Here is a 17,545-nt window from a genome sequence, read left to right as displayed (position 1 = left end):
AATCGATTGAAGCGGCTTGCATGCCGAGCCTCGTTGGACGCTGACGCCGCGCTCGCGCAGGCGGCGACGGAGGGCATCATGTTCAGGCACATCCTGGTTCCGACCGACGGTTCCGACCTGTCACGCAAAGCGATGGACGGCGCGATCGATCTTGCGCAGGCCGTCGGCGCACGCGTCACCGCCTACGCCTGTCTCCCGCAATATCCGTACTCGCCGTTCTCCGACGTGGTGATTGAGCCGCCGGCCGAATTCCTGCAGCGCAGCGAGCGCGAAGCGCGTGTGCATCTACGAGAAGTGGAACTGGCCGCGCGCCGTGTCGGTGTCGCGTTCGACAGCCGCACCAGTGTGCACCCGGCGCCGTATCTCGGGATCATCGAAGCGGCCGAACAGGGCGGCTGCGACGTGATTTTCATGGCTTCGCATGGGCGCCGCGGCCTCGGCAGCTTGCTGATCGGCAGCGAGACGCAGCGAGTGCTCACGCATACCAAGATTCCGGTGATCGTGTACCGCTGAGGTGCATGCCTGCGATTCTCGTTTCCTGAAGGGCAAAGAAAAACGCGCCGGCGATCAGGCCGGCGCGTCCTATGCTCGCCGCACGCTTCGTTGTGCTGGCTTTTGTCTCCGCTGCGTCCATCTCGTCCAGATTCCAGCCATCGGGGCAGACCGGCGTACTTCAGCCCCGATGAGCTTTGTTCCTCCCTGACGGCGACCCTCTAGCGGGGCCGCTTTTTCGTCTGCCTTGTCGTCCTTGCGCGTCCTTGCGATCAGACCGCAGGGTAGCGGTAGTGACTTAGGCGACCTTCTTGTCGAAGAACTGTTCGTCTTCCGTCGACCCGTGCAGCGCCGTTGTCGAGGCGTCGCGTTCGACCGTTTGCGTCACGGCGTCGAAGTAGCCGGTGCCGACTTCGCGCTGGTGCTTCACGGCGGTGAAGCCCTTTTCGGCCGCGGCGAATTCAGCCTGCTGCATTTCGACGAAGGCGGTCATCTGATTGCGGGCATAACCGTGCGCCAGATTGAACATCGAGTAGTTCAGCGCATGGAAGCCGGCCAGCGTGATGAACTGGAATTTATAGCCCATTGCGCCGAGTTCGCGCTGGAACTTGGCGATGGTTGCGTCGTCCAGGTTCTTCTTCCAGTTGAACGACGGCGAGCAGTTGTACGACAGCAGCTGGTCCGGAAATTCCTTGTGAATCGCGTCGGCGAATTTCTTCGCGAACTCGAGGTCCGGCTTGCCGGTTTCGCACCAGATCATATCGGCGTACGGCGCGTAGGCGAGACCACGCGAGATCGCCTGTTCCAGACCCGGCTTCGTGCGGTAAAAGCCTTCCACCGTGCGTTCGCCCGTCAGGAACGGCTTGTCGTTGTCATCGACGTCCGACGTGATCAGGTCGGCGGCTTCCGCGTCGGTGCGGGCCAGCAGCACGGTCGGCGTGCCGGAGACGTCGGCGGCGAGACGCGCGGCGGTCAGCTTGGCGATGTTTTCGCGGGTCGGCACGAGCACCTTGCCGCCCATGTGGCCGCACTTCTTGACCGACGCGAGCTGGTCTTCGAAGTGGACGCCCGCAGCGCCGGCTTCGATCATGGCCTTCATCAGTTCGAATGCGTTCAGCACGCCGCCGAAACCGGCTTCCGCGTCGGCGACGATCGGTGCGAAGTAGTCGATATAGCCTTCGTCGCCCGGATTCTTGCCTTCCGACCACTGGATCTGGTCAGCGCGTGTCAGCGTATTGTTGATGCGCTTCACGACGAGCGGCACCGAGTTCGCCGGATACAGCGACTGGTCCGGGTACATTTCACCGGCTACGTTCGCGTCGCCCGCCACTTGCCAACCCGACAGGTAGATCGCCTTCAGACCGGCCTTCACCTGTTGCATCGCCTGGTTGCCGGTCAGCGCGCCGAGTGCGTTGACGAACGGCTCGTTGTGGATCGATTCCCACAGCTTTTCCGCGCCGCGCCTGGCCAGTGTGTGCTCGACCGGCACCGAACCGCGCAGACGCACCACGTCTTCGGCGCTGTACGTGCGCTTGATGCCTTTCCAACGCGGATCGGTTTCCCATTGCTGCTGGAGTTGCTTGGCTTGTTGCTCGCGGGACATGGTGTGCTCCTTGGTTGCCTGTAATGGATGGGTAACTCTGTCTTCGTCGAAACGGCTGGCCCTTTTAGGCGTTTTGTTTCGTGAAGTCTTATATAAGAGTCTAGGCAAATCGACGGTCGCACAATAGCGGTCCAGCAGCGTTTTTTGAATATTTATTGTTGTTAAAAATCAATTGTTTATGATGTTCATTCCGCATTAAGAAACGTCTTTTTCCATCTTGCAATAGGGTTTCTTGTGCCGTGCAGCACGATTTTTTACGACGCAAAAAAATTTTCCACATCGTGAAATATCGGGGATGACCAAAGTCCGGACGAAAAAAAACCGATGCCTGAGCACCGGTTTCTTTCGACTGACGAACAGCGCAGGGCTGTCCGGGTCTTTTCAGGCCGCCTTACGTACTGAACGAGCTACGTAAATGCGATTGCCTGATCTGTCTGGTTGTGGCTTAGCTGCCGCGACGCGCCGTACGCGGGCCGTCGCTGCGGCGTGCGCCGTAGCCGCCGTCACGCGAACCGCCGAAGCCTTCGCGCGAACCGGAACCGCTGCCAGCCGACTTGCCGGCCCAGCCGCCGCCATTGCCGCTACCGCTGCCACTGCGCGAACCGCCGCCGTTACCGGCCGGCTTGCCAGCACCGCTGCCGCTGCCGAAGCGACGGCCAGCGCCGCCATTGCCACCGCCCGGACGGCCACGGCCGCCAAAGCCAGGACGGCCACCGCCGCCCGCCGGAGCCGACTTGCGCGGCTCGAAACCTGCCACGACGTTGACCGCCAGCGGGGTGCGCACGAAGCGCTCGATGCGCTTGAGCGCGCCTTGTTCCGCGTGATGCACGAGGCTCACTGCGATACCCGAGCGGCCAGCACGGCCGGTACGGCCGATACGGTGCACGTAGTCTTCAGCGAACTTCGGCAGATCGTAGTTGAACACGTGCGTGACGCCCGGGATGTCGATACCGCGAGCGGCGACGTCTGTTGCGACCAGCACGCGCACACGGCGCTCGCGCAGGGCGCGGATCGTGCGGTTACGCGCGCCTTGCGGCAGATCGCCGTGCAGGGCAGCCGATTCGAAACCGGCGTCGGCCAGACGGCCGGCCAGTTGGTCTGCTTCCATCTTGGTCGCCGTGAACACGATAGCCTGGTCGAGGCCCGAATCGCGCAGCAGATGGTCGAGCAGACGGTCCTTGTGATCGCGGTCGTCGACGTAGTGGACGGTTTGCGCAATGTTGGTGCGTTGTTCGAGGCGTTGAACGATCTCGATCCGCTCCGGATCCTTCAGCAGACGGCCGGTCAGCGAACCGATCTTGCCGTCGAGCGTGGCCGAGAACAGCATGGTTTGACGCGTGGCTGGCGTAGCGGCAACGATCGTTTCGATGTCTTCGATGAAGCCCATGTCCAGCATGCGGTCGGCTTCGTCGAGCACGAGGATCTGCAGTTGCGACAGATCAATACGGCCGCGTTCCAGGTGGTCGATCAAACGGCCCGGCGTAGCAACCAGGATTTCCGGGTTCTTTGCCAGCAGCATCAGCTGTTGACCGTAAGCGACGCCGCCCAGAATGCTGACGGTGCGCAGGCGCTTCAGGTGCTTGCCGTACGTAGCGGCGGCCGTGGTGACCTGCATCGCGAGTTCGCGGGTCGGCGTCAGAACCAGCATGGTCGGACGGGCAACCGGCTGCGGACGGCGCGTGCGGGCGCCATCAGCCGGACGCGGTTCGCGCGGCTGGTTGGCTTGCGTTTTTTGCAGTTGCGAGAAACGTTCGATGGCGGGCAGCATGAACGCGGCGGTCTTGCCCGAACCGGTCGGGCTCGAGACCATCAGATCGCGGCCGGCGATGGCGGCGGGGATCGCGCGTTGCTGAACCGGAGTCGGAGTTTGGTAGCCAGTGGCGGTCAGCGCGGAGACGACATCCGGGGACAGACCGAGCGACGCGAACGACGGGCCGGCCGGCGCTGCGGCTTCTGCGGCGACAGCTTCCGGAGCGGCAGCGAGTGCTGCGGCTTGCGCGGGTGCAACATTGCTGTCAACGAGACCGAGGGCTTGATCGGCGATGGCGTTCAACGGGCTGCTGGGGGTATTGCTCGAAGTCATGAGAATCCTTGAAACACAGGGAATTAAAACGTCGGCGCCAATCGGCATACCCAAGTCGTCGGATTCAGCGAGCAAAGAAGCAGCGAGCAAATCGAAAAACGGGGGCAGCTCGCAACAATAAAGGCGAGCTTTTCGTTAGAAGCTGTATCGGATGCGACATGCCAATATGGCGTGCCGCCAGCCTGGGACATGATCGCCCGTAGGGGGCTAGGCAGGAGGGGACAGGTTCTAAACTGGATTGGAGCTAAACGCTACGAGGCGCTGCGCCGCAAAGGCCGCTAGTGGAGAGCCGGGCAAAGCAGTGAAGCGCAGGCAGGATTGTATAGGCTTTTGTTGCACTGCGCCACTCTTAGGACGTTTCCTGGCGGAAAACTTTCGCTTGGCTTGCCGTTTGGCCGCAGTTTGGCCGCCAATTTCCGCCAGCGGGGCGGGTTCAGGCCGATGCGCCGCTTTTCAGGGACTCGACGAGGTCGATGTATTGCTGCTTGGCGGCGTCTTGCGCGGTGCCTTTGAGCGCGCCCCACGCGTCGTACTTGTATTTGCCGACGATGTCGGTGAAGCCGGGCTTGTCGCCGTGGACGTCGCCGTCGTTGGCCTGCTTGAAGAGGGCGTAGAGGCGCAGAAGGGTGAGGTTGCCTGGACGCTCCGGCAGTTGCTTTGCGTCTTCCTGGGCCTGAACGAATTGCGCGTTGATGTCTGTCATTGTGGTTTTGCCCGCCGGGCGGGTGGGTTTTGGCTGGCCGATGATCATAACAATTGGCGACTGCCCTGAGGCCGAGGGCTTATTCCAAACATTCAGTGCCCAAGGCGGGCATATCCAAAACCGCATCCGCGCGCGCAGTGCCGATTACAATACGGTCCATGACTCAAACTGTGCTTCTTGCCCTCGATACCTCGACCGAATTCTGCTCGGTAGCGCTTTTGTCCGCTGTCCGCGCCGCGGCGGACCAAGGCCGCGTCGAACCTCTAATCTGGGTGCGTCACGAGCAAACCGGCGCGGTCTCCAGCACGCGCCTGCTACCCGCAATTCGCGAACTGTTCGACGAAGCCGGCCTGAAACTGACTGACTGCAACGCCATTGCCTTCGGCTCCGGCCCGGGCTCATTCACCGGCCTTCGCACCGCAACCGGTGTCGCTCAAGGCCTCGCATTCGGCCTGAACCTGCCGGTCGTGCCGGTCAGCACACTGCTGGCCTGCGCGGAAAGCGCCCGGCTGCGCGATCCGTCGGCGACCCGCGTGCTCGCCGCGCTCGACGCCCGCATGGACGAAATCTATTGGGCCGACTACGCCTGGGACGCAGCGCCTGGCGAATGGCGCACGCTTCAACCGGCTTCGCTCGATGCGCCGGAACGACTCGTTTTGCCCGACGTACCCTTCACGCTGGCAGGCAATGCCGCCGCGGTCTTCGGCGCGCGGCTACCCGCCGTCGCTGCCGCGCGAACCGTCGACGGCGAAGCGCTGCCGCATGCCGTGCCGCTCGCGCACGCGGCGCTGCGCGCGTTTCGTGCCGGCCGTACCGTGCGCGCCGACCAGGCCGCGCCGGAATACATCCGCGATAAGGTTGCCCAGACCACGGCGGAGCGCGTCGCCGAAAAAGCGGCCAAAGCCGAGCAAGCTGCCGCCAGGCTGGCGCATGACACGCATCAAGGTGAGGGCGGGCAATGAGCGGCGTGTTGCTGGCGGACCGCTACATGTCGCCGATGACCGAAGGCGATCTGGACGAAGTCGCCGCCATCGAAAAGATCGCCTACGAATTCCCCTGGAGTCGCGGCAATTTCGGCGACTCGCTGCGCAACGGCTATTTCGGCATCTGTCTGCGTCACGTAACAGGCACGCTGATCGGCTATTGCGTGCTGATGCCAGTCGTCGATGAGATGCATCTGCTCAATTTGTGCGTGACCCCCGCCGCGCAAGGCGCCGGCGCCGGGCTCGCGCTGCTGCGCGAAGCGGTGCGCATCACGCGCGCCGAAAAACTCGAAGGCCTGCTGCTCGAAGTGCGGCCGTCGAATCATCGGGCGATCCGGCTCTACGAACGCTTCGGCTTTGCGTCGATCGGCCGGCGCAAAAACTATTATCCGGCGCGGCATCGCAGCCGGGAGGACGCCATCGTGATGCGTTTCTCGTTTGCCACGGAGGGCGCAGATGGCGCTGCATGAGTCGGTATTGGAAGAGTTCGGACTCGCGCCGCTGTGGGTGCGTCGCGGGATGTCGGTGGCGCAGGAGCCCGCTGCTGAAGCCGCCGTCGAGCAGGGCGCTGCTGCGTTGGCGGATCAGGTAGCGCGGCGTGACGATTCGCGTGTGGGGGCGCCCGGGCCGTTGTCGTCCGCGCTCGCACACGAGGGGACGCGACCTGCGATGCGCACAGGCGAAGCTCAACAAGCCGATTCCGCACAAACGCCAGTCGAAGCGCGGCAGCCGTCGCAGCAGTCTCGTGCGCCTGAGCCGCCTGCGTTCGAAGCGCCTCCCGACGACGATTTCGCGTGGTTCGATGATCAGCCTGTCCAATCAGGCGCCGAAGCGCGCCGCGAGGCGCCCGAGCCGTCGTCGATCCAGACGCTCGACTGGGACGCGTTGAGCGCGCGCGTCGCCGCGTGCGAACGCTGCCGTCTGTGCGAGAAACGCACGAACACGGTGTTCGGCGTCGGCGACCGCAACGCCGACTGGATGCTGATCGGCGAAGCCCCGGGCGAGAACGAAGACCGCCTGGGTGAGCCGTTCGTCGGCCAGGCCGGCAAGTTGCTCGACAACATGCTGCGTGCGCTGACGCTCGCGCGCGACACCAATGTCTATATCGCGAACGTGATCAAGTGCCGCCCGCCGGGCAACCGCAATCCCGAGCCGGACGAAGTCGCGCGTTGCGAGCCTTATCTGCAACGCCAGGTCGCGCTGGTCAAGCCGAAGCTGATCGTCGCGCTCGGCCGCTTCGCCGCGCAAAGTCTGCTGAAAACCGACGCGAGCATTTCGTCGCTGCGCGGGCGCGTGCACGAATACGAAGGGGTGCCGGTCATCGTCACCTATCACCCGGCGTATCTGCTGCGCAGCCTGCCCGACAAGGCGAAGGCCTGGGCGGACCTGTGCCTCGCGCGCGACACGTGGCTCGCGGCGGGCGGCGTGCCGTCCAACGCGGCAAAGTGACAAACGCGAGCAGACCGACGGCACGCCTCGCCGCTGCGCCCGGCACATCCTCGGCCGTCCTCGAGAAGCTGCTCGATACATTGCGCGACCCGGCGGTGCGCGATCTCGCGTGGTTGCTGCTAAGCGCCGATCTGTTGCGCGCGCAACCACCGGTGGGCGTGCTCGCCAGTCCCTTTGACACGCCGCAAGAAGCTCAAGCGATCGTCGACTGGCTATTCACGCTCGACGCCGATCCGGCCGAATTGCAGCGCGACCTCGCGGCGACGCGGATCACGCGTCTGGGCCGGTACGCCGAGCGGCTGCTCGCATGGTTTCTGCAACATGGACCCGCGGCGCGGCTGGTCGCGGCCGGCGTGCCACTGCGGCGCGCGGGCGTCACGCTCGGCGAATGCGATTTTCTGGTGCAGACGCAGCGGGGCGCGCGGCTGCATTGGGAGTTGGCGGTGAAGTGCTATCTGCACGCCGGCGAACGACGCGCGCGGTTGGCGGCGCGTTTAGCCGACTACGTCGGCCCGAACCTGAAAGACCGCTTCGATCTGAAGCTGGCGCATCTGCTGAATCATCAACTGCCGTTGAGCGCGCGCGAAGAGTTTGCATCGGTCGGCTATGCCGGGCCGTGGACGCCGCAGATGTTCATCAAAGGCTGGTTGTTTTATCGTGCTGGTGAGAATGCTGGCGAAACGCCGGTCGATCCTGCCGAGCTCGATCCGTCGCACGGACGCGGCTGGTGGGTGACCCGCAGCGATTGGCCGGACTTTGCCGCGGCACATGCGCAGACATGGCGTGTGCTGCCCAGGTTGGAATGGCTCGCACCGAGGCGGCATGAGGCGGATACGCGGGGCGAAGCGGGGGAAACGGAACGAGCAGAGGGCGCGGTGCCCGCTTTCGTCAATGCGCAAGCGCTCGCCGCGCAAATTTCACAACTGCATGGCCCGACGATGGTCGCGGCGTTCGCGGCCGACGGCGCCGGCCATCTGATCGAACGCTCGCGCGGCTTCATCGTGCCGGACGCGTGGCCAGAGGAGGCACAGGCCTACGCGGGGCGGTAGCAGTGACCGCAAAGCGACGGCGTCGGCGCCCTGTATTTCGTGCCTCACCACCACCGATAAAAATGATGCACCGGTCCGACGCCGCTGCCGACATCGAGCCGATCGCTCGCTTGCAAGGCGCCGGTCAGATACAGCTTGGCGTCGGCAACCGCGCTCGCCAGATCGCCGCGTTGCGGAATCAGCGCAGCAATCGCCGACGACAACGTGCAACCCGTGCCATGCGTATTCTTCACTGGCACACGGGGGCCGCCCAGGCGCAGCGTGCCGCTGTCCTGCACGAGCCAGTCCGGACTATCCGTCGAGCTCAGATGGCCGCCCTTCATCAGCACCGCGTGCGCACCGAGCGCACGCAGCGCGTCGCCCTGCGCGACCATGCCGGCTTCGTCGGTTGCGGCTGCCACGCCTAGCAACGCCGCTGCTTCCGGCAGATTCGGTGTCAGCAGATCGGCGAGCGGCAACAACTCCTCACGCACGGCCGCAACCGCATCCGGCAGCAGCAACGCGTGATTGCTCTTCGAAATCATGACGGTGTCGAGCACGATGTGCTTCGGTTTGTGCCGCCGCAGCGCATCGGCGACCGCACGCGCAATCGGCGCATTCGCAAGCATGCCGATCTTCACCGCATCGATGCGGATGTCGTCGAACACCGCATCGAGTTGCGCGGTGATGAAGGCGGGCTCCGGCGTATGAATCGCCGTGACACCGCGTGTGTTCTGCGCGGTGAGCGCCGTGATCACACTCGCGCCATAGGCGCCGAGCGCGGAGAAAGCCTTCAGGTCGGCCTGAATGCCGGCGCCGCCGCCGGAATCGGAACCGGCGATCGTCAGCACATTGGGAATGGGTTGAGTCATGGCAAAGCGAGGAAAGGAGAAAGGCGCGGGCAGTAAGAGACGTGCTCGCCGCAGGTCAGTGCTTGACTTCGCCGATCAGCGCGACCGAATCGAACGCGCGCTGATTCGCCTGGTGGCGCCGCATCACGAACCACATCATCACGCAGACGAAGCTGCCGAACAGCACGATCACGGCCGAGACCGGTACGTCGAGCCACACCAGCACCGCGTACAGGCACAGCATCACGAGTACCGAGAGATTTTCGTTGAAGTTCTGCACGGCGATGGAGTGACCCGCCGACAGCAGTACGTGACCGCGATGCTGGAGCAGCGCATTCATCGGTACGACGAAGAAGCCCGACAGGCTGCCGACGATCATCAGGAAGATATACGCGACGATCAGGTAGCCCGGCACATGTACGCGGCCGAAATACAGACCCCAATGCGCGGGAAACAGATCGCGGGTGTAGAAGGCCATCAGCATCACGGCGATACCCATCATGATGCCGACCGGCAGCACCGAGAGCGACTTCTTCAAGGGCACCCGCGAGGCTGCGAAAATCGCGCCTGCCGCCACGCCGACGGCCACTACCGCCTGCAGGATCGCCGCTTCCGAGAGCGACATGCTGAGCGACACCTCGGCCCACTTCAGTACGATGAATTGCAGCGTCGCGCCGGCGCCCCAAAAAAGCGTGGTGACGGCGAGTGAGATCTGGCCGAGCTTGTCGCGCCACAGCACGAGAAAACAGTCGGCGAAATCGGTGACGAGCTTGATCGGGCCGCGCTCCTGTTTCGGGTAGCGCGCGCCGGTATCGGGAATGCGCAGATTGAAGAGCGCCGCGATCACATAGATCGCCATGATCACCAGCATCGCCGCTTCAGCGGGCGTGTGGACTGTGGGAATGTGGTATCTGAGGATGGGTGCGGCGATATGCGGACTGATCAGGGCGCCGCCGAGTACCGTGCCCAGGATGATCGACCCGACCGTGGTGCCTTCGATCCAGCCGTTCGCGGCGACCAGCCGGTCGGGCGGCAGCAGTTCGGTGAGAATCCCGTATTTGGCGGGCGAGTAGGCCGCCGCGCCGAAACCCACGATGCCGTAGGCCAGCAACGGGTGCGCGCCGACCAGCATCGTAATGCAGCCGACTACCTTGATGGTATTGGTGACGAACATCACGCGCCCTTTCGGACGGGAGTCGGCGAAGGCGCCCACGAAGGCGGCCAGCACGACGTACGACAGCACAAAGAACAGCTTGAGCAGCGGCGTCATCCAGTTCGGAGCGTGAAGATCTTTCAGCAGTGCGATAGCAGCGATCAGAAGCGCATTGTCGGCCAGCGACGAAAAAAACTGCGCGGCCATGATGGTGTAAAAACCTTTTTTCATCTGATGCGATGCTGTCCTCGCTGCGGTCTGTCCGCCCCGGCCGTGTGCAAAGCGTCCGGGCTTATACCGTTCGAAATGGGTTGTGCGCACGGCTTTATATCACGAAAATAGCTGCATTCGGACTAGCAAAATCCTTGATCGCACCGCCCCGTGGGCTGCCGAGCGTTGAATACGCCCTGTAAGCTCCTGATTCGCAAGCGTCTTTACGAAAATTAACCATGCCGCGCCCTCTCTCAGCCACGATTCATACTGCCGCACTCGCCAATAATCTCGCCGTCGCCCGGCGCTATGCACCCAAGTCCAAGATCTGGGCTGTCGTCAAGGCAAACGCCTACGGGCACGGCCTTGCGCGCGTTTTCCCCGGACTGCGCGCAACTGACGGCTTCGGGTTGCTGGATCTTGAAGAAGCCGTGAAGTTGCGTGAATTGGGCTGGGCCGGCCCGATTCTGTTGCTCGAAGGCTTCTTTCGTCCGACCGATATCGACGTGATCGACCGTTACAGCCTGACCACGGCGCTGCACTCGGACGAACAGTTGCGCATGCTCGAAATGGCGCGCCTGTCCAAGCCCGTCAACATCCAGCTAAAAATGAACACCGGCATGAACCGCCTCGGTTACACGGTGGAAAAATTCCGCGCCGCGTGGGAGCGGGCGCGCGCCTGCCAGGGCGTCGGCCAGATCACGCTGATGACCCATTTCTCGGATGCCGACGGCGAACGCGGTATCGAGCATCAGATGGAAGCGTTCGAGCGCGGCGCGCAAGGTATTGCCGGCGCGCGCAGCCTCTCGAATTCGGCGGCGACGCTGTGGCACCCGGCTGCGCACTTCGACTGGGTGCGCCCGGGCATCATCATGTACGGCGCATCGCCCTCGGGCGTGACGGCCGCGATCCAAGGCACCGGCCTGCAACCGGCCATGACGCTCGCCTCCGAACTGATCGCCGTGCAGACCCTCGCCGAAGGTCACACGGTCGGCTACGGTTCCTCGTTCAAGGCGCGTGGACCGATGCGCATCGGCGTGGTCGCGTGCGGTTACGCGGATGGCTATCCGCGGGTCGCGCCGGAGGGCACGCCGGTGATCGTCGACGGCGTGCGGACGCGGATTGTCGGACGGGTGTCGATGGACATGCTGACCGTCGACCTGACGCCGATCCCAACGGCTAACGTCGGCTCGCGCGTCGAGTTGTGGGGGACCGCGCTGCCGATCGACGACGTCGCGCAAGCGTGTGGCACGATCGGCTACGAGTTGATGTGCGCCGTGGCGCCGCGCGTGCCGGTGCGCGCCGTGTAGGCGCGGCGCGGCACGAACGGACTGGGTGATGGCCTCAGGGTGGTCCTGATGACCCCCTCTGTCACCGCGTTAGTGACCACCGCTTGATGGCGTATCAGTGAGCGCCTCGGCGAGCGAATTCATCCAAATAACAGCAACACAGGCAAGGGCGCGTGGCTAAACAGAAGACGCTGTACATCTGCAGTGAATGCGGCGGGCAATCGCCGAAGTGGGCCGGCCAGTGCCCATCATGCAATGCGTGGAACACGCTGGTGGAATCGGTGGCGGAGGCGCCGTCCACGCATCGCTTCCAGTCGCTGGCGAAGAGCGCGCCGGTACGGCGCCTCGCCGATATCGACGCCTCCGACGTGCCGCGCTTTTCAACCGGCGTCAGCGAGTTCGACCGTGTGCTGGGCGGTGGCCTCGTGCCGGGCGGCGTAGTGCTGATCGGCGGCGATCCGGGCATCGGCAAATCGACGCTGTTGCTGCAGTCGCTCGCGGAAATCGCCGCGGACAAACGCGCGCTTTATATCAGCGGCGAAGAATCGGCCGCGCAGATTGCATTGCGCGCGCAGCGGCTTTCATTGCTGGAGCCCGGCTCGAAGGCCAGTGAGTTGCAACTGCTCGCGGAAATCCAGCTCGAAAAAATTCAGGCGACCATTGCCGACCACCGGCCCGACGTAGCGGTGATCGACTCGATCCAGACGGTCTATTCCGACGCGCTGACCTCCGCGCCCGGTTCGGTCGCGCAGGTGCGCGAATGCGCGGCGCAATTGACGCGCATCGCCAAACAGTCGGGCACCACCATCATCATGGTCGGCCACGTCACCAAGGAAGGCGCACTCGCGGGGCCGCGCGTGCTCGAACACATCGTCGATACCGTGCTGTACTTCGAGGGCGACACGCATTCGTCATATCGTTTGGTGCGCGCGATCAAGAACCGCTTCGGCGCGGTCAACGAGCTGGGCGTGTTCGCGATGACCGAACGGGGTTTGCGCGGCGTCGCCAATCCGTCGGCGCTGTTTTTGTCGCAGCACGAGCAGTCGGTGCCGGGATCGTGCGTGCTGGTCACGCAGGAGGGCACGCGGCCGCTGCTGGTCGAAGTGCAGGCGCTGGTGGATGCGGCCAACGCGCCGAACCCGCGGCGGCTTGCCGTGGGTCTGGAGCAGAACCGGCTGGCGATGCTGCTGGCGGTCCTGCACCGGCATGCAGGCATCGCCTGTTTCGACCAGGACGTATTCCTGAACGCGGTGGGCGGCGTGAAAATCACTGAGCCCGCCGCCGACCTGGCCGTGCTGCTCGCGATCCACTCGTCGATGCGCAACAAACCGCTGCCGAAGGGGCTTGTCGTATTCGGCGAAGTGGGCCTCGCCGGCGAAATCCGGCCGTCGCCGCGTGGTCAGGACCGTCTCAAGGAAGCCGCCAAGCTGGGCTTTTCGGTCGCGGTCATTCCGAAGGCCAATGCACCGAAGCAGCCGATTGACGGCTTACAGGTCGTTGCGGTCGAGCGGATCGAACAGGCCATCGACCGGGTGCGCACGCTCGACTAGACAGGGTTTTGGTGCCTGCGGGCGTCCTCCATCACGTAATGCGCGGTAAATATCTCCATATTGGCTGTAACCAACCCGCCGTTCCTTTTTCCTAAGCTGCGAGGGTACTGCATCCCTTCTGATGCCCGAAAAAGGATCGCGCCTTGAAACAGTCATATGAAACCGCGGCCGAGCGGCCGATGCAGGTGCGCGGCTGCCGCGTCTCCGAGCCTATTCGCCAGCCTTGGGGCGGCGCTTGCCGGATTGTCGAGTGGATCGATACGACGGGACGGATTTCGCGCCGGGTAGTGGCCGAAGATGTCACCGCCGCCGAAGTGCGCGCGACAATCAACCGTCACGTGGAAGGCCGCAAGCATTTCCTGTACGACGACGAAAAAACGCCGCGCCAGGTCTTGCCGCGGCAGACGGCGGCGCGGCGTTGAGGTCCGGGGTGGCGGGGGTATTTACGCCGGGCCGTTGAACAGCGGATGCTGCGCGGCTTCCGCCGGGGTCAGCACCGGCGAGACACAACAGTCGAGCGGCTCCAGCAGCAGCACCCATTCCGCCAGCGGACGCTTGCCGATCAGGTCGGCCAGTTCCTGCGTCAACGCTGCGGCGTCAGGGCCGCCGATCGCCTGCCCCAAGCTCCAGTGGCGCGTCGCCCATTCGGGGCGGTCCAGCGCCATGCACAGCGCTTCCCAGAATTTCAGTTCGAGTGCGCCGACCGCGAGCCAGCGGTTATCGAGCGTCCGATACAGGTTGTAGCAGGGCACGCCGCCGTTCAGCAGACCGGCGCCGGCGGTCTGTGCCGCGCCGTCATTCGCCAGCGCGACTTGCGCGACGACGTTGTGCGCGTGCGTGACATGCGTCATCGACACATCGACGAAGCGGCCAACGCCTCCGCGCGACACATGCCATAACGCGGCGAGGATTTGCGTGACCGCGCTCAAGGCGCCGCCCAGCAGGTCGGCGATCTGGAAATTCGGCAGGATTGGCGTGCCGTCGCGGCTTGTCAGTTGATCGAGCACACCTGCGTAGCCGATGTAGTTCAGATCGTGACCGGCATGGTCGACAAACGGACCGCTTGCACCATAGCCGCTGATCGCGCAGTAGACGAGCCTCGGATTGGCCGCGCGCAGTGTTTCGTAGCCGATGCCGAGGCGCTCCATCACGCCGGGCCGAAAACTCTCGATCAGCACATCCGCTTCGGCCGCGAGCGCGCGCAATACGTTGCGTCCCGCTTCCGATTTGAGGTCGAGTCGCGTCTCGCGCTTGCCGCGATTCACCAGCCGGTAAAACGCACCTGGCCGGCCGGCCACGCGGTCGCTGGACGACTGCATCATCGTGCGGGTCGGGTCGCCCGCGCCGGGCGCTTCGATCTTCAGTACATCGGCGCCGAGTTCGGCCAGCCGCAGGGCGGCCATCGGACCGGGCAGCAAGCGCGTCAGGTCCAGCACGCGCAGGCCTTGCAGCGCGGGCGGCGGTGACGCGGACAATGACTCGGATGACTCGGATGACGCTGCAGATGACAAAGCCAACCTCTCGTCGATGGCGGCGCGGACCGGGAACAGTGTGCCGCTAGCCGATTTGTTCGAGTTCCTCGTGAGTCTCGAGCCATTCGGCTTCGAGCGCTTCAAGGCGCGTGTTCACATCTGCCTGACGGCGGATCGCCTCCGTCAGTTTGTTTTTCTGTTCGGGCTCGTAACTGGCCGGATCGACGACGAACGCATCGAGCGTCGCCTTTTCCGTGTTGAGCGCGTCCATTTCCTTTTCGATCTTGCTGATACGGCTTTGCAGCGGCTTTTTCAGGTGCGCGAGCTTCTGGCGCGTTTCCGCCTCGAGACGGCGCTGTTCCTTGCGGTTGACGCCGTTGTCCGCGCTATCCGCGCCGTTCGATACCGTGCCCGCTTTGAGCGCCGCGCGCTGTTCCGCGGCATGTTGCAGCAGCCAGTCCCGGTAATCGTCCAGATCGCCGTCGAATTCCTGCAGGCGGTGCTTCGCGACGAGCATGAATTGATCGGTGGTGGCGCGCAGCAGATGCCGGTCGTGCGACACGAGAATCAGCGTGCCCTCGAACTGCGCGAGCGCCATGGTCAGCGCATGACGCGTTTCGAGATCCAGGTGGTTGGTCGGCTCGTCGAGCAGCAGCAGATTCGGCTTTTGCCAAATGATCAGCGCCAATGCGAGACGGGCCTTTTCGCCACCCGAGAAGGGCGCGATTTTCGAAGTCGCCATCTCGCCGGAGAAGTTGAAGCTGCCGAGGAAGTCGCGCAATTCCTGTTCGCGTGTATCCGGTGCAAGACGTGCGAGATGCTGCAACGGCGTGTCTTCAGAGCGCAGCGTTTCGAGTTGATGCTGCGCGAAGTAGCCGATGCGCAAGCCCTTGCCTTCGCGCACATGGCCGCCGAGCGCTCCGAGCGTGCCGGCGAGCGTCTTGATCAGCGTCGATTTGCCTTGGCCGTTCGCGCCGAGCAGGCCGATACGCTGGCCGTTCTGGATTGATAGCATTACATGCTCGACGATCGGAATCTCGACGCCTTCCTTGCCTTCACTACGATAGCCGCAGCGCACGTTTTCCATCACCATCATCGGATTCGGCGCGGAATCGGGCGTGCGGAATTCGAACGTGAACGGCGACGACGCATGGGCCGGCGCGATCAATTCCATTTTTTCCAGCGCCTTCACGCGGCTCTGCGCCTGGCGCGCCTTGGTGGCCTGCGCCTTGAAGCGGTTGATGTAGCTCTGCAAATGCTCGACGGTGCGCTGCTGTTTCTCATACGCGCTCTGCTGCAACGCGATCTGCTGCGCGCGCAGGATTTCGAACTGCGAGTAGTTGCCGCCGTAACGCTTGATCTGCTGATGCTCCAGATGCAGCGTGACGTTGCAGACCGAATCGAGAAACTCGCGGTCGTGCGAGATCACGATCAGCGTGCCCGGATAACGGTTCAGCCAGTCTTCGAGCCAGACGATCGCGTCGAGGTCCAGGTGGTTGGTCGGTTCGTCGAGCAGCAGCAGGTCGGAACGGCACATCAGCGCCTGCGCGAGATTGAGCCGCATGCGCCAGCCGCCCGAGAAGCTGCTGACCGGCTCGCGGGTCTGGTCGAGCGTGAAGCCGAGACCGAGCAGCAAGGCTTCGGCGCGGGCGGGCGCGGTGTAGCCGTCGGCGTCGGCGAACGCGGCGTGCGCTTCGCCTTCGGCGGCGCCGTCATGCGCGGCCGAAGCTTCGGCGATGCACGCTTCGATCGCGCGCAGCGCGGCGTCGCCGTCTAGCGTGTAGGCGAGGGCGGTTTTGTCCGCTGCGGGCGTTTCCTGCGCGACGTGGGCGATCTGCCAGTTCGGCGGGATGGAGAAATCGCCGCCGTCGGCGTGCAGTTCGCCGAGCAGCACGGCAAACAGCGTCGACTTGCCCGCGCCGTTCGCCCCCACCAGGCCGGCTTTCTCGCCGGGGTTGAGGGTGAACGTGGTGTGTTCGAAGAGCGGCTTGGTGCCGCGCGCGAGGCTGAACTGGTTAAAGCGGATCACGAAGAGGCCGGTCGGAGAAAAACGCTATTTTAGACTGCCGGGGCTGACACCGGGCGCTCAGCCGGGATCGGCCATTCGGCCGACTGTACCCGCGACGCTTTTGGCATAGACTGACGGCTTTCACGGGGGGAGCACATGACATCTATTTATTCGTTTTCGGCACGCACGCTCGGCGGCGAGGATGTGAGTCTCGAGCGTTATCAAGGCAAGGTCTTGCTGATCGTCAATACGGCGAGCGAATGTGGGTTCACGCCGCAGTACGCGGGTCTGCAAAAGGTCTATGACACTTACGCGGCGCGCGGACTCGCGGTGCTCGGCTTTCCGTGCAACCAGTTCGGCAAGCAGGAGCCGGGCGATGCCACGCAGATCGGCAGCTTCTGCGAAAAGAACTACGGCGTGACCTTCCCGATGTTCGACAAGATCGATGTGAACGGTGCCAATGCGCATCCGCTGTTCCGCTACCTGACGGGCGAGGCGCCGGGCTTGCTGGGGCTCGAGGGAATCAAATGGAACTTCACCAAGTTCCTGATTGGCCGCGATGGCAATGTGGTGAAGCGCTATGCGCCGCTGACCAAGCCCGAGGCGATGACCGAGGATATCGAAAAGCTGTTGTAACGCAGCGCGGAGTCGGAATTGAAGGCGAAGCTGCA

General features: G+C 63.9%; 16 protein-coding genes. 9 read left to right on the top strand and 7 right to left on the bottom strand.

The features are described from left to right. Window positions 1-78: 78 nt before the first annotated feature. Window positions 79-513 (top strand): universal stress protein, encoded by a 435-nt coding sequence (locus ACAX43_RS08755; protein ID WP_370708002.1) that lies wholly within the window; start codon window positions 79-81, stop codon window positions 511-513. Window positions 514-790: 277 nt separating this feature from the next. Here the strand turns inward: ACAX43_RS08755 and aceA are convergent, their stop codons facing one another. The 3 genes from aceA to ACAX43_RS08740 all read right to left on the bottom strand — a co-directional run bounded on the left by aceA (window position 791) and on the right by ACAX43_RS08740 (window position 4,881). Further along, a complete protein-coding gene (gene aceA, locus ACAX43_RS08750) occupies window positions 791-2,095 on the bottom strand; it encodes an isocitrate lyase (protein ID WP_370708001.1) in 1,305 nt (434 codons plus the stop codon). 445 nt (window positions 2,096-2,540) lie between these two features. After that, window positions 2,541-4,178, bottom strand: a complete 1,638-nt coding sequence (locus tag ACAX43_RS08745) for a DEAD/DEAH box helicase (RefSeq protein WP_370708000.1) — start codon at window positions 4,176-4,178, stop codon at window positions 2,541-2,543. A 433-nt stretch (window positions 4,179-4,611) separates the two neighbouring features. Next, a complete protein-coding gene (locus ACAX43_RS08740) occupies window positions 4,612-4,881 on the bottom strand; it encodes an acyl-CoA-binding protein (protein ID WP_370708314.1) in 270 nt (89 codons plus the stop codon). Between the two features lie 158 nt (window positions 4,882-5,039). Between ACAX43_RS08740 and tsaB the strand changes: the two genes are divergently transcribed. From tsaB to ACAX43_RS08720, 4 genes are read left to right on the top strand one after another with little or no spacing between them, the layout of a single operon-like run. After that, window positions 5,040-5,843 (top strand): tRNA (adenosine(37)-N6)-threonylcarbamoyltransferase complex dimerization subunit type 1 TsaB, encoded by an 804-nt coding sequence (gene tsaB, locus ACAX43_RS08735; RefSeq protein ID WP_370707999.1) that lies wholly within the window; start codon window positions 5,040-5,042, stop codon window positions 5,841-5,843. Then, on the top strand, window positions 5,840-6,334 hold the full coding sequence (gene rimI, locus ACAX43_RS08730; RefSeq protein ID WP_064266022.1) for a ribosomal protein S18-alanine N-acetyltransferase: 495 nt from the start codon (window positions 5,840-5,842) through the stop codon (window positions 6,332-6,334). The genes tsaB and rimI overlap by 4 nt, the downstream gene beginning before the upstream one ends. Further along, the gene (locus tag ACAX43_RS08725; RefSeq protein ID WP_370707998.1) at window positions 6,321-7,313 is read left to right on the top strand and encodes a uracil-DNA glycosylase; all 993 of its coding nucleotides are present in this window, start codon (window positions 6,321-6,323) and stop codon (window positions 7,311-7,313) included. Before rimI ends, ACAX43_RS08725 begins: the two co-directional genes overlap by 14 nt. Next, window positions 7,310-8,362 carry a DUF1853 family protein gene (locus ACAX43_RS08720; RefSeq protein WP_370707997.1) on the top strand — a complete coding sequence of 351 codons (1,053 nt, stop codon included), beginning with the start codon at window positions 7,310-7,312 and terminating at the stop codon, window positions 8,360-8,362. The genes ACAX43_RS08725 and ACAX43_RS08720 overlap by 4 nt, the downstream gene beginning before the upstream one ends. 44 nt (window positions 8,363-8,406) lie before the next feature. On the opposite strand, the gene thiD is transcribed toward ACAX43_RS08720, so the two are convergent. Together thiD and lplT are read right to left on the bottom strand one after the other, a co-directional pair. After that, window positions 8,407-9,213: a bifunctional hydroxymethylpyrimidine kinase/phosphomethylpyrimidine kinase gene (thiD, locus tag ACAX43_RS08715; RefSeq protein ID WP_370707996.1), complete on the bottom strand. Its 807-nt coding sequence runs from the start codon at window positions 9,211-9,213 to the stop codon at window positions 8,407-8,409. A 55-nt stretch (window positions 9,214-9,268) separates the two neighbouring features. Continuing rightward, window positions 9,269-10,576 (bottom strand): lysophospholipid transporter LplT, encoded by a 1,308-nt coding sequence (gene lplT, locus ACAX43_RS08710; RefSeq protein ID WP_370707995.1) that lies wholly within the window; start codon window positions 10,574-10,576, stop codon window positions 9,269-9,271. A 218-nt stretch (window positions 10,577-10,794) separates the two neighbouring features. Here lplT and alr point away from each other — a divergent pair, with 218 nt between their 5' ends. The 3 genes from alr to ACAX43_RS08695 all read left to right on the top strand — a co-directional run bounded on the left by alr (window position 10,795) and on the right by ACAX43_RS08695 (window position 13,816). After that, window positions 10,795-11,865, top strand: coding sequence for an alanine racemase (gene alr / locus ACAX43_RS08705; protein WP_370707994.1), 1,071 nt, complete (start codon window positions 10,795-10,797; stop codon window positions 11,863-11,865). Window positions 11,866-12,017: 152 nt separating this feature from the next. Beyond that, window positions 12,018-13,394, top strand: coding sequence for a DNA repair protein RadA (gene radA, locus ACAX43_RS08700; RefSeq protein WP_370707993.1), 1,377 nt, complete (start codon window positions 12,018-12,020; stop codon window positions 13,392-13,394). 143 nt (window positions 13,395-13,537) lie between these two features. After that, window positions 13,538-13,816: a DUF2866 domain-containing protein gene (locus ACAX43_RS08695; RefSeq protein ID WP_370707992.1), complete on the top strand. Its 279-nt coding sequence runs from the start codon at window positions 13,538-13,540 to the stop codon at window positions 13,814-13,816. A gap of 21 nt (window positions 13,817-13,837) precedes the next feature. Here the strand turns inward: ACAX43_RS08695 and ACAX43_RS08690 are convergent, their stop codons facing one another. Both ACAX43_RS08690 and ACAX43_RS08685 read right to left on the bottom strand, forming a co-directional pair. Beyond that, window positions 13,838-14,845, bottom strand: a complete 1,008-nt coding sequence (locus ACAX43_RS08690; protein ID WP_370708313.1) for a CaiB/BaiF CoA transferase family protein — start codon at window positions 14,843-14,845, stop codon at window positions 13,838-13,840. 106 nt (window positions 14,846-14,951) lie between these two features. Then, window positions 14,952-16,895, bottom strand: coding sequence for an ATP-binding cassette domain-containing protein (locus ACAX43_RS08685; protein WP_370707991.1), 1,944 nt, complete (start codon window positions 16,893-16,895; stop codon window positions 14,952-14,954). A 135-nt stretch (window positions 16,896-17,030) separates the two neighbouring features. Here ACAX43_RS08685 and ACAX43_RS08680 point away from each other — a divergent pair, with 135 nt between their 5' ends. Next, window positions 17,031-17,510 (top strand): glutathione peroxidase, encoded by a 480-nt coding sequence (locus ACAX43_RS08680; protein WP_370707990.1) that lies wholly within the window; start codon window positions 17,031-17,033, stop codon window positions 17,508-17,510. Window positions 17,511-17,545 lie beyond the last annotated feature (35 nt).

This window comes from Paraburkholderia sp. IW21 (assembly GCF_041321145.1).
GTDB lineage: Bacteria > Pseudomonadota > Gammaproteobacteria > Burkholderiales > Burkholderiaceae > Paraburkholderia.
The sequence above is the reverse complement of the archived record's forward strand: the minus strand, read 5'-3'. Positions and strand labels throughout refer to the sequence as shown.

Excerpts from the sequence above, each read along its gene's own strand:
- ACAX43_RS08755 (WP_370708002.1), top strand. The coding sequence starts at position 79 with ATGTTCAGGCACATCCTGGTTCCGACCGACGGTTCCGACCTGTCACGC.
- aceA (WP_370708001.1), bottom strand. The coding sequence starts at position 2,095 with ATGTCCCGCGAGCAACAAGCCAAGCAACTCCAGCAGCAATGGGAAACC.
- ACAX43_RS08745 (WP_370708000.1), bottom strand. The coding sequence starts at position 4,178 with ATGACTTCGAGCAATACCCCCAGCAGCCCGTTGAACGCCATCGCCGAT.
- ACAX43_RS08740 (WP_370708314.1), bottom strand. The coding sequence starts at position 4,881 with ATGACAGACATCAACGCGCAATTCGTTCAGGCCCAGGAAGACGCAAAG.
- tsaB (WP_370707999.1), top strand. The coding sequence starts at position 5,040 with ATGACTCAAACTGTGCTTCTTGCCCTCGATACCTCGACCGAATTCTGC.
- rimI (WP_064266022.1), top strand. The coding sequence starts at position 5,840 with ATGAGCGGCGTGTTGCTGGCGGACCGCTACATGTCGCCGATGACCGAA.
- ACAX43_RS08725 (WP_370707998.1), top strand. The coding sequence starts at position 6,321 with ATGGCGCTGCATGAGTCGGTATTGGAAGAGTTCGGACTCGCGCCGCTG.
- thiD (WP_370707996.1), bottom strand. The coding sequence starts at position 9,213 with ATGACTCAACCCATTCCCAATGTGCTGACGATCGCCGGTTCCGATTCC.
- lplT (WP_370707995.1), bottom strand. The coding sequence starts at position 10,576 with ATGAAAAAAGGTTTTTACACCATCATGGCCGCGCAGTTTTTTTCGTCG.
- alr (WP_370707994.1), top strand. The coding sequence starts at position 10,795 with ATGCCGCGCCCTCTCTCAGCCACGATTCATACTGCCGCACTCGCCAAT.
- ACAX43_RS08680 (WP_370707990.1), top strand. The coding sequence starts at position 17,031 with ATGACATCTATTTATTCGTTTTCGGCACGCACGCTCGGCGGCGAGGAT.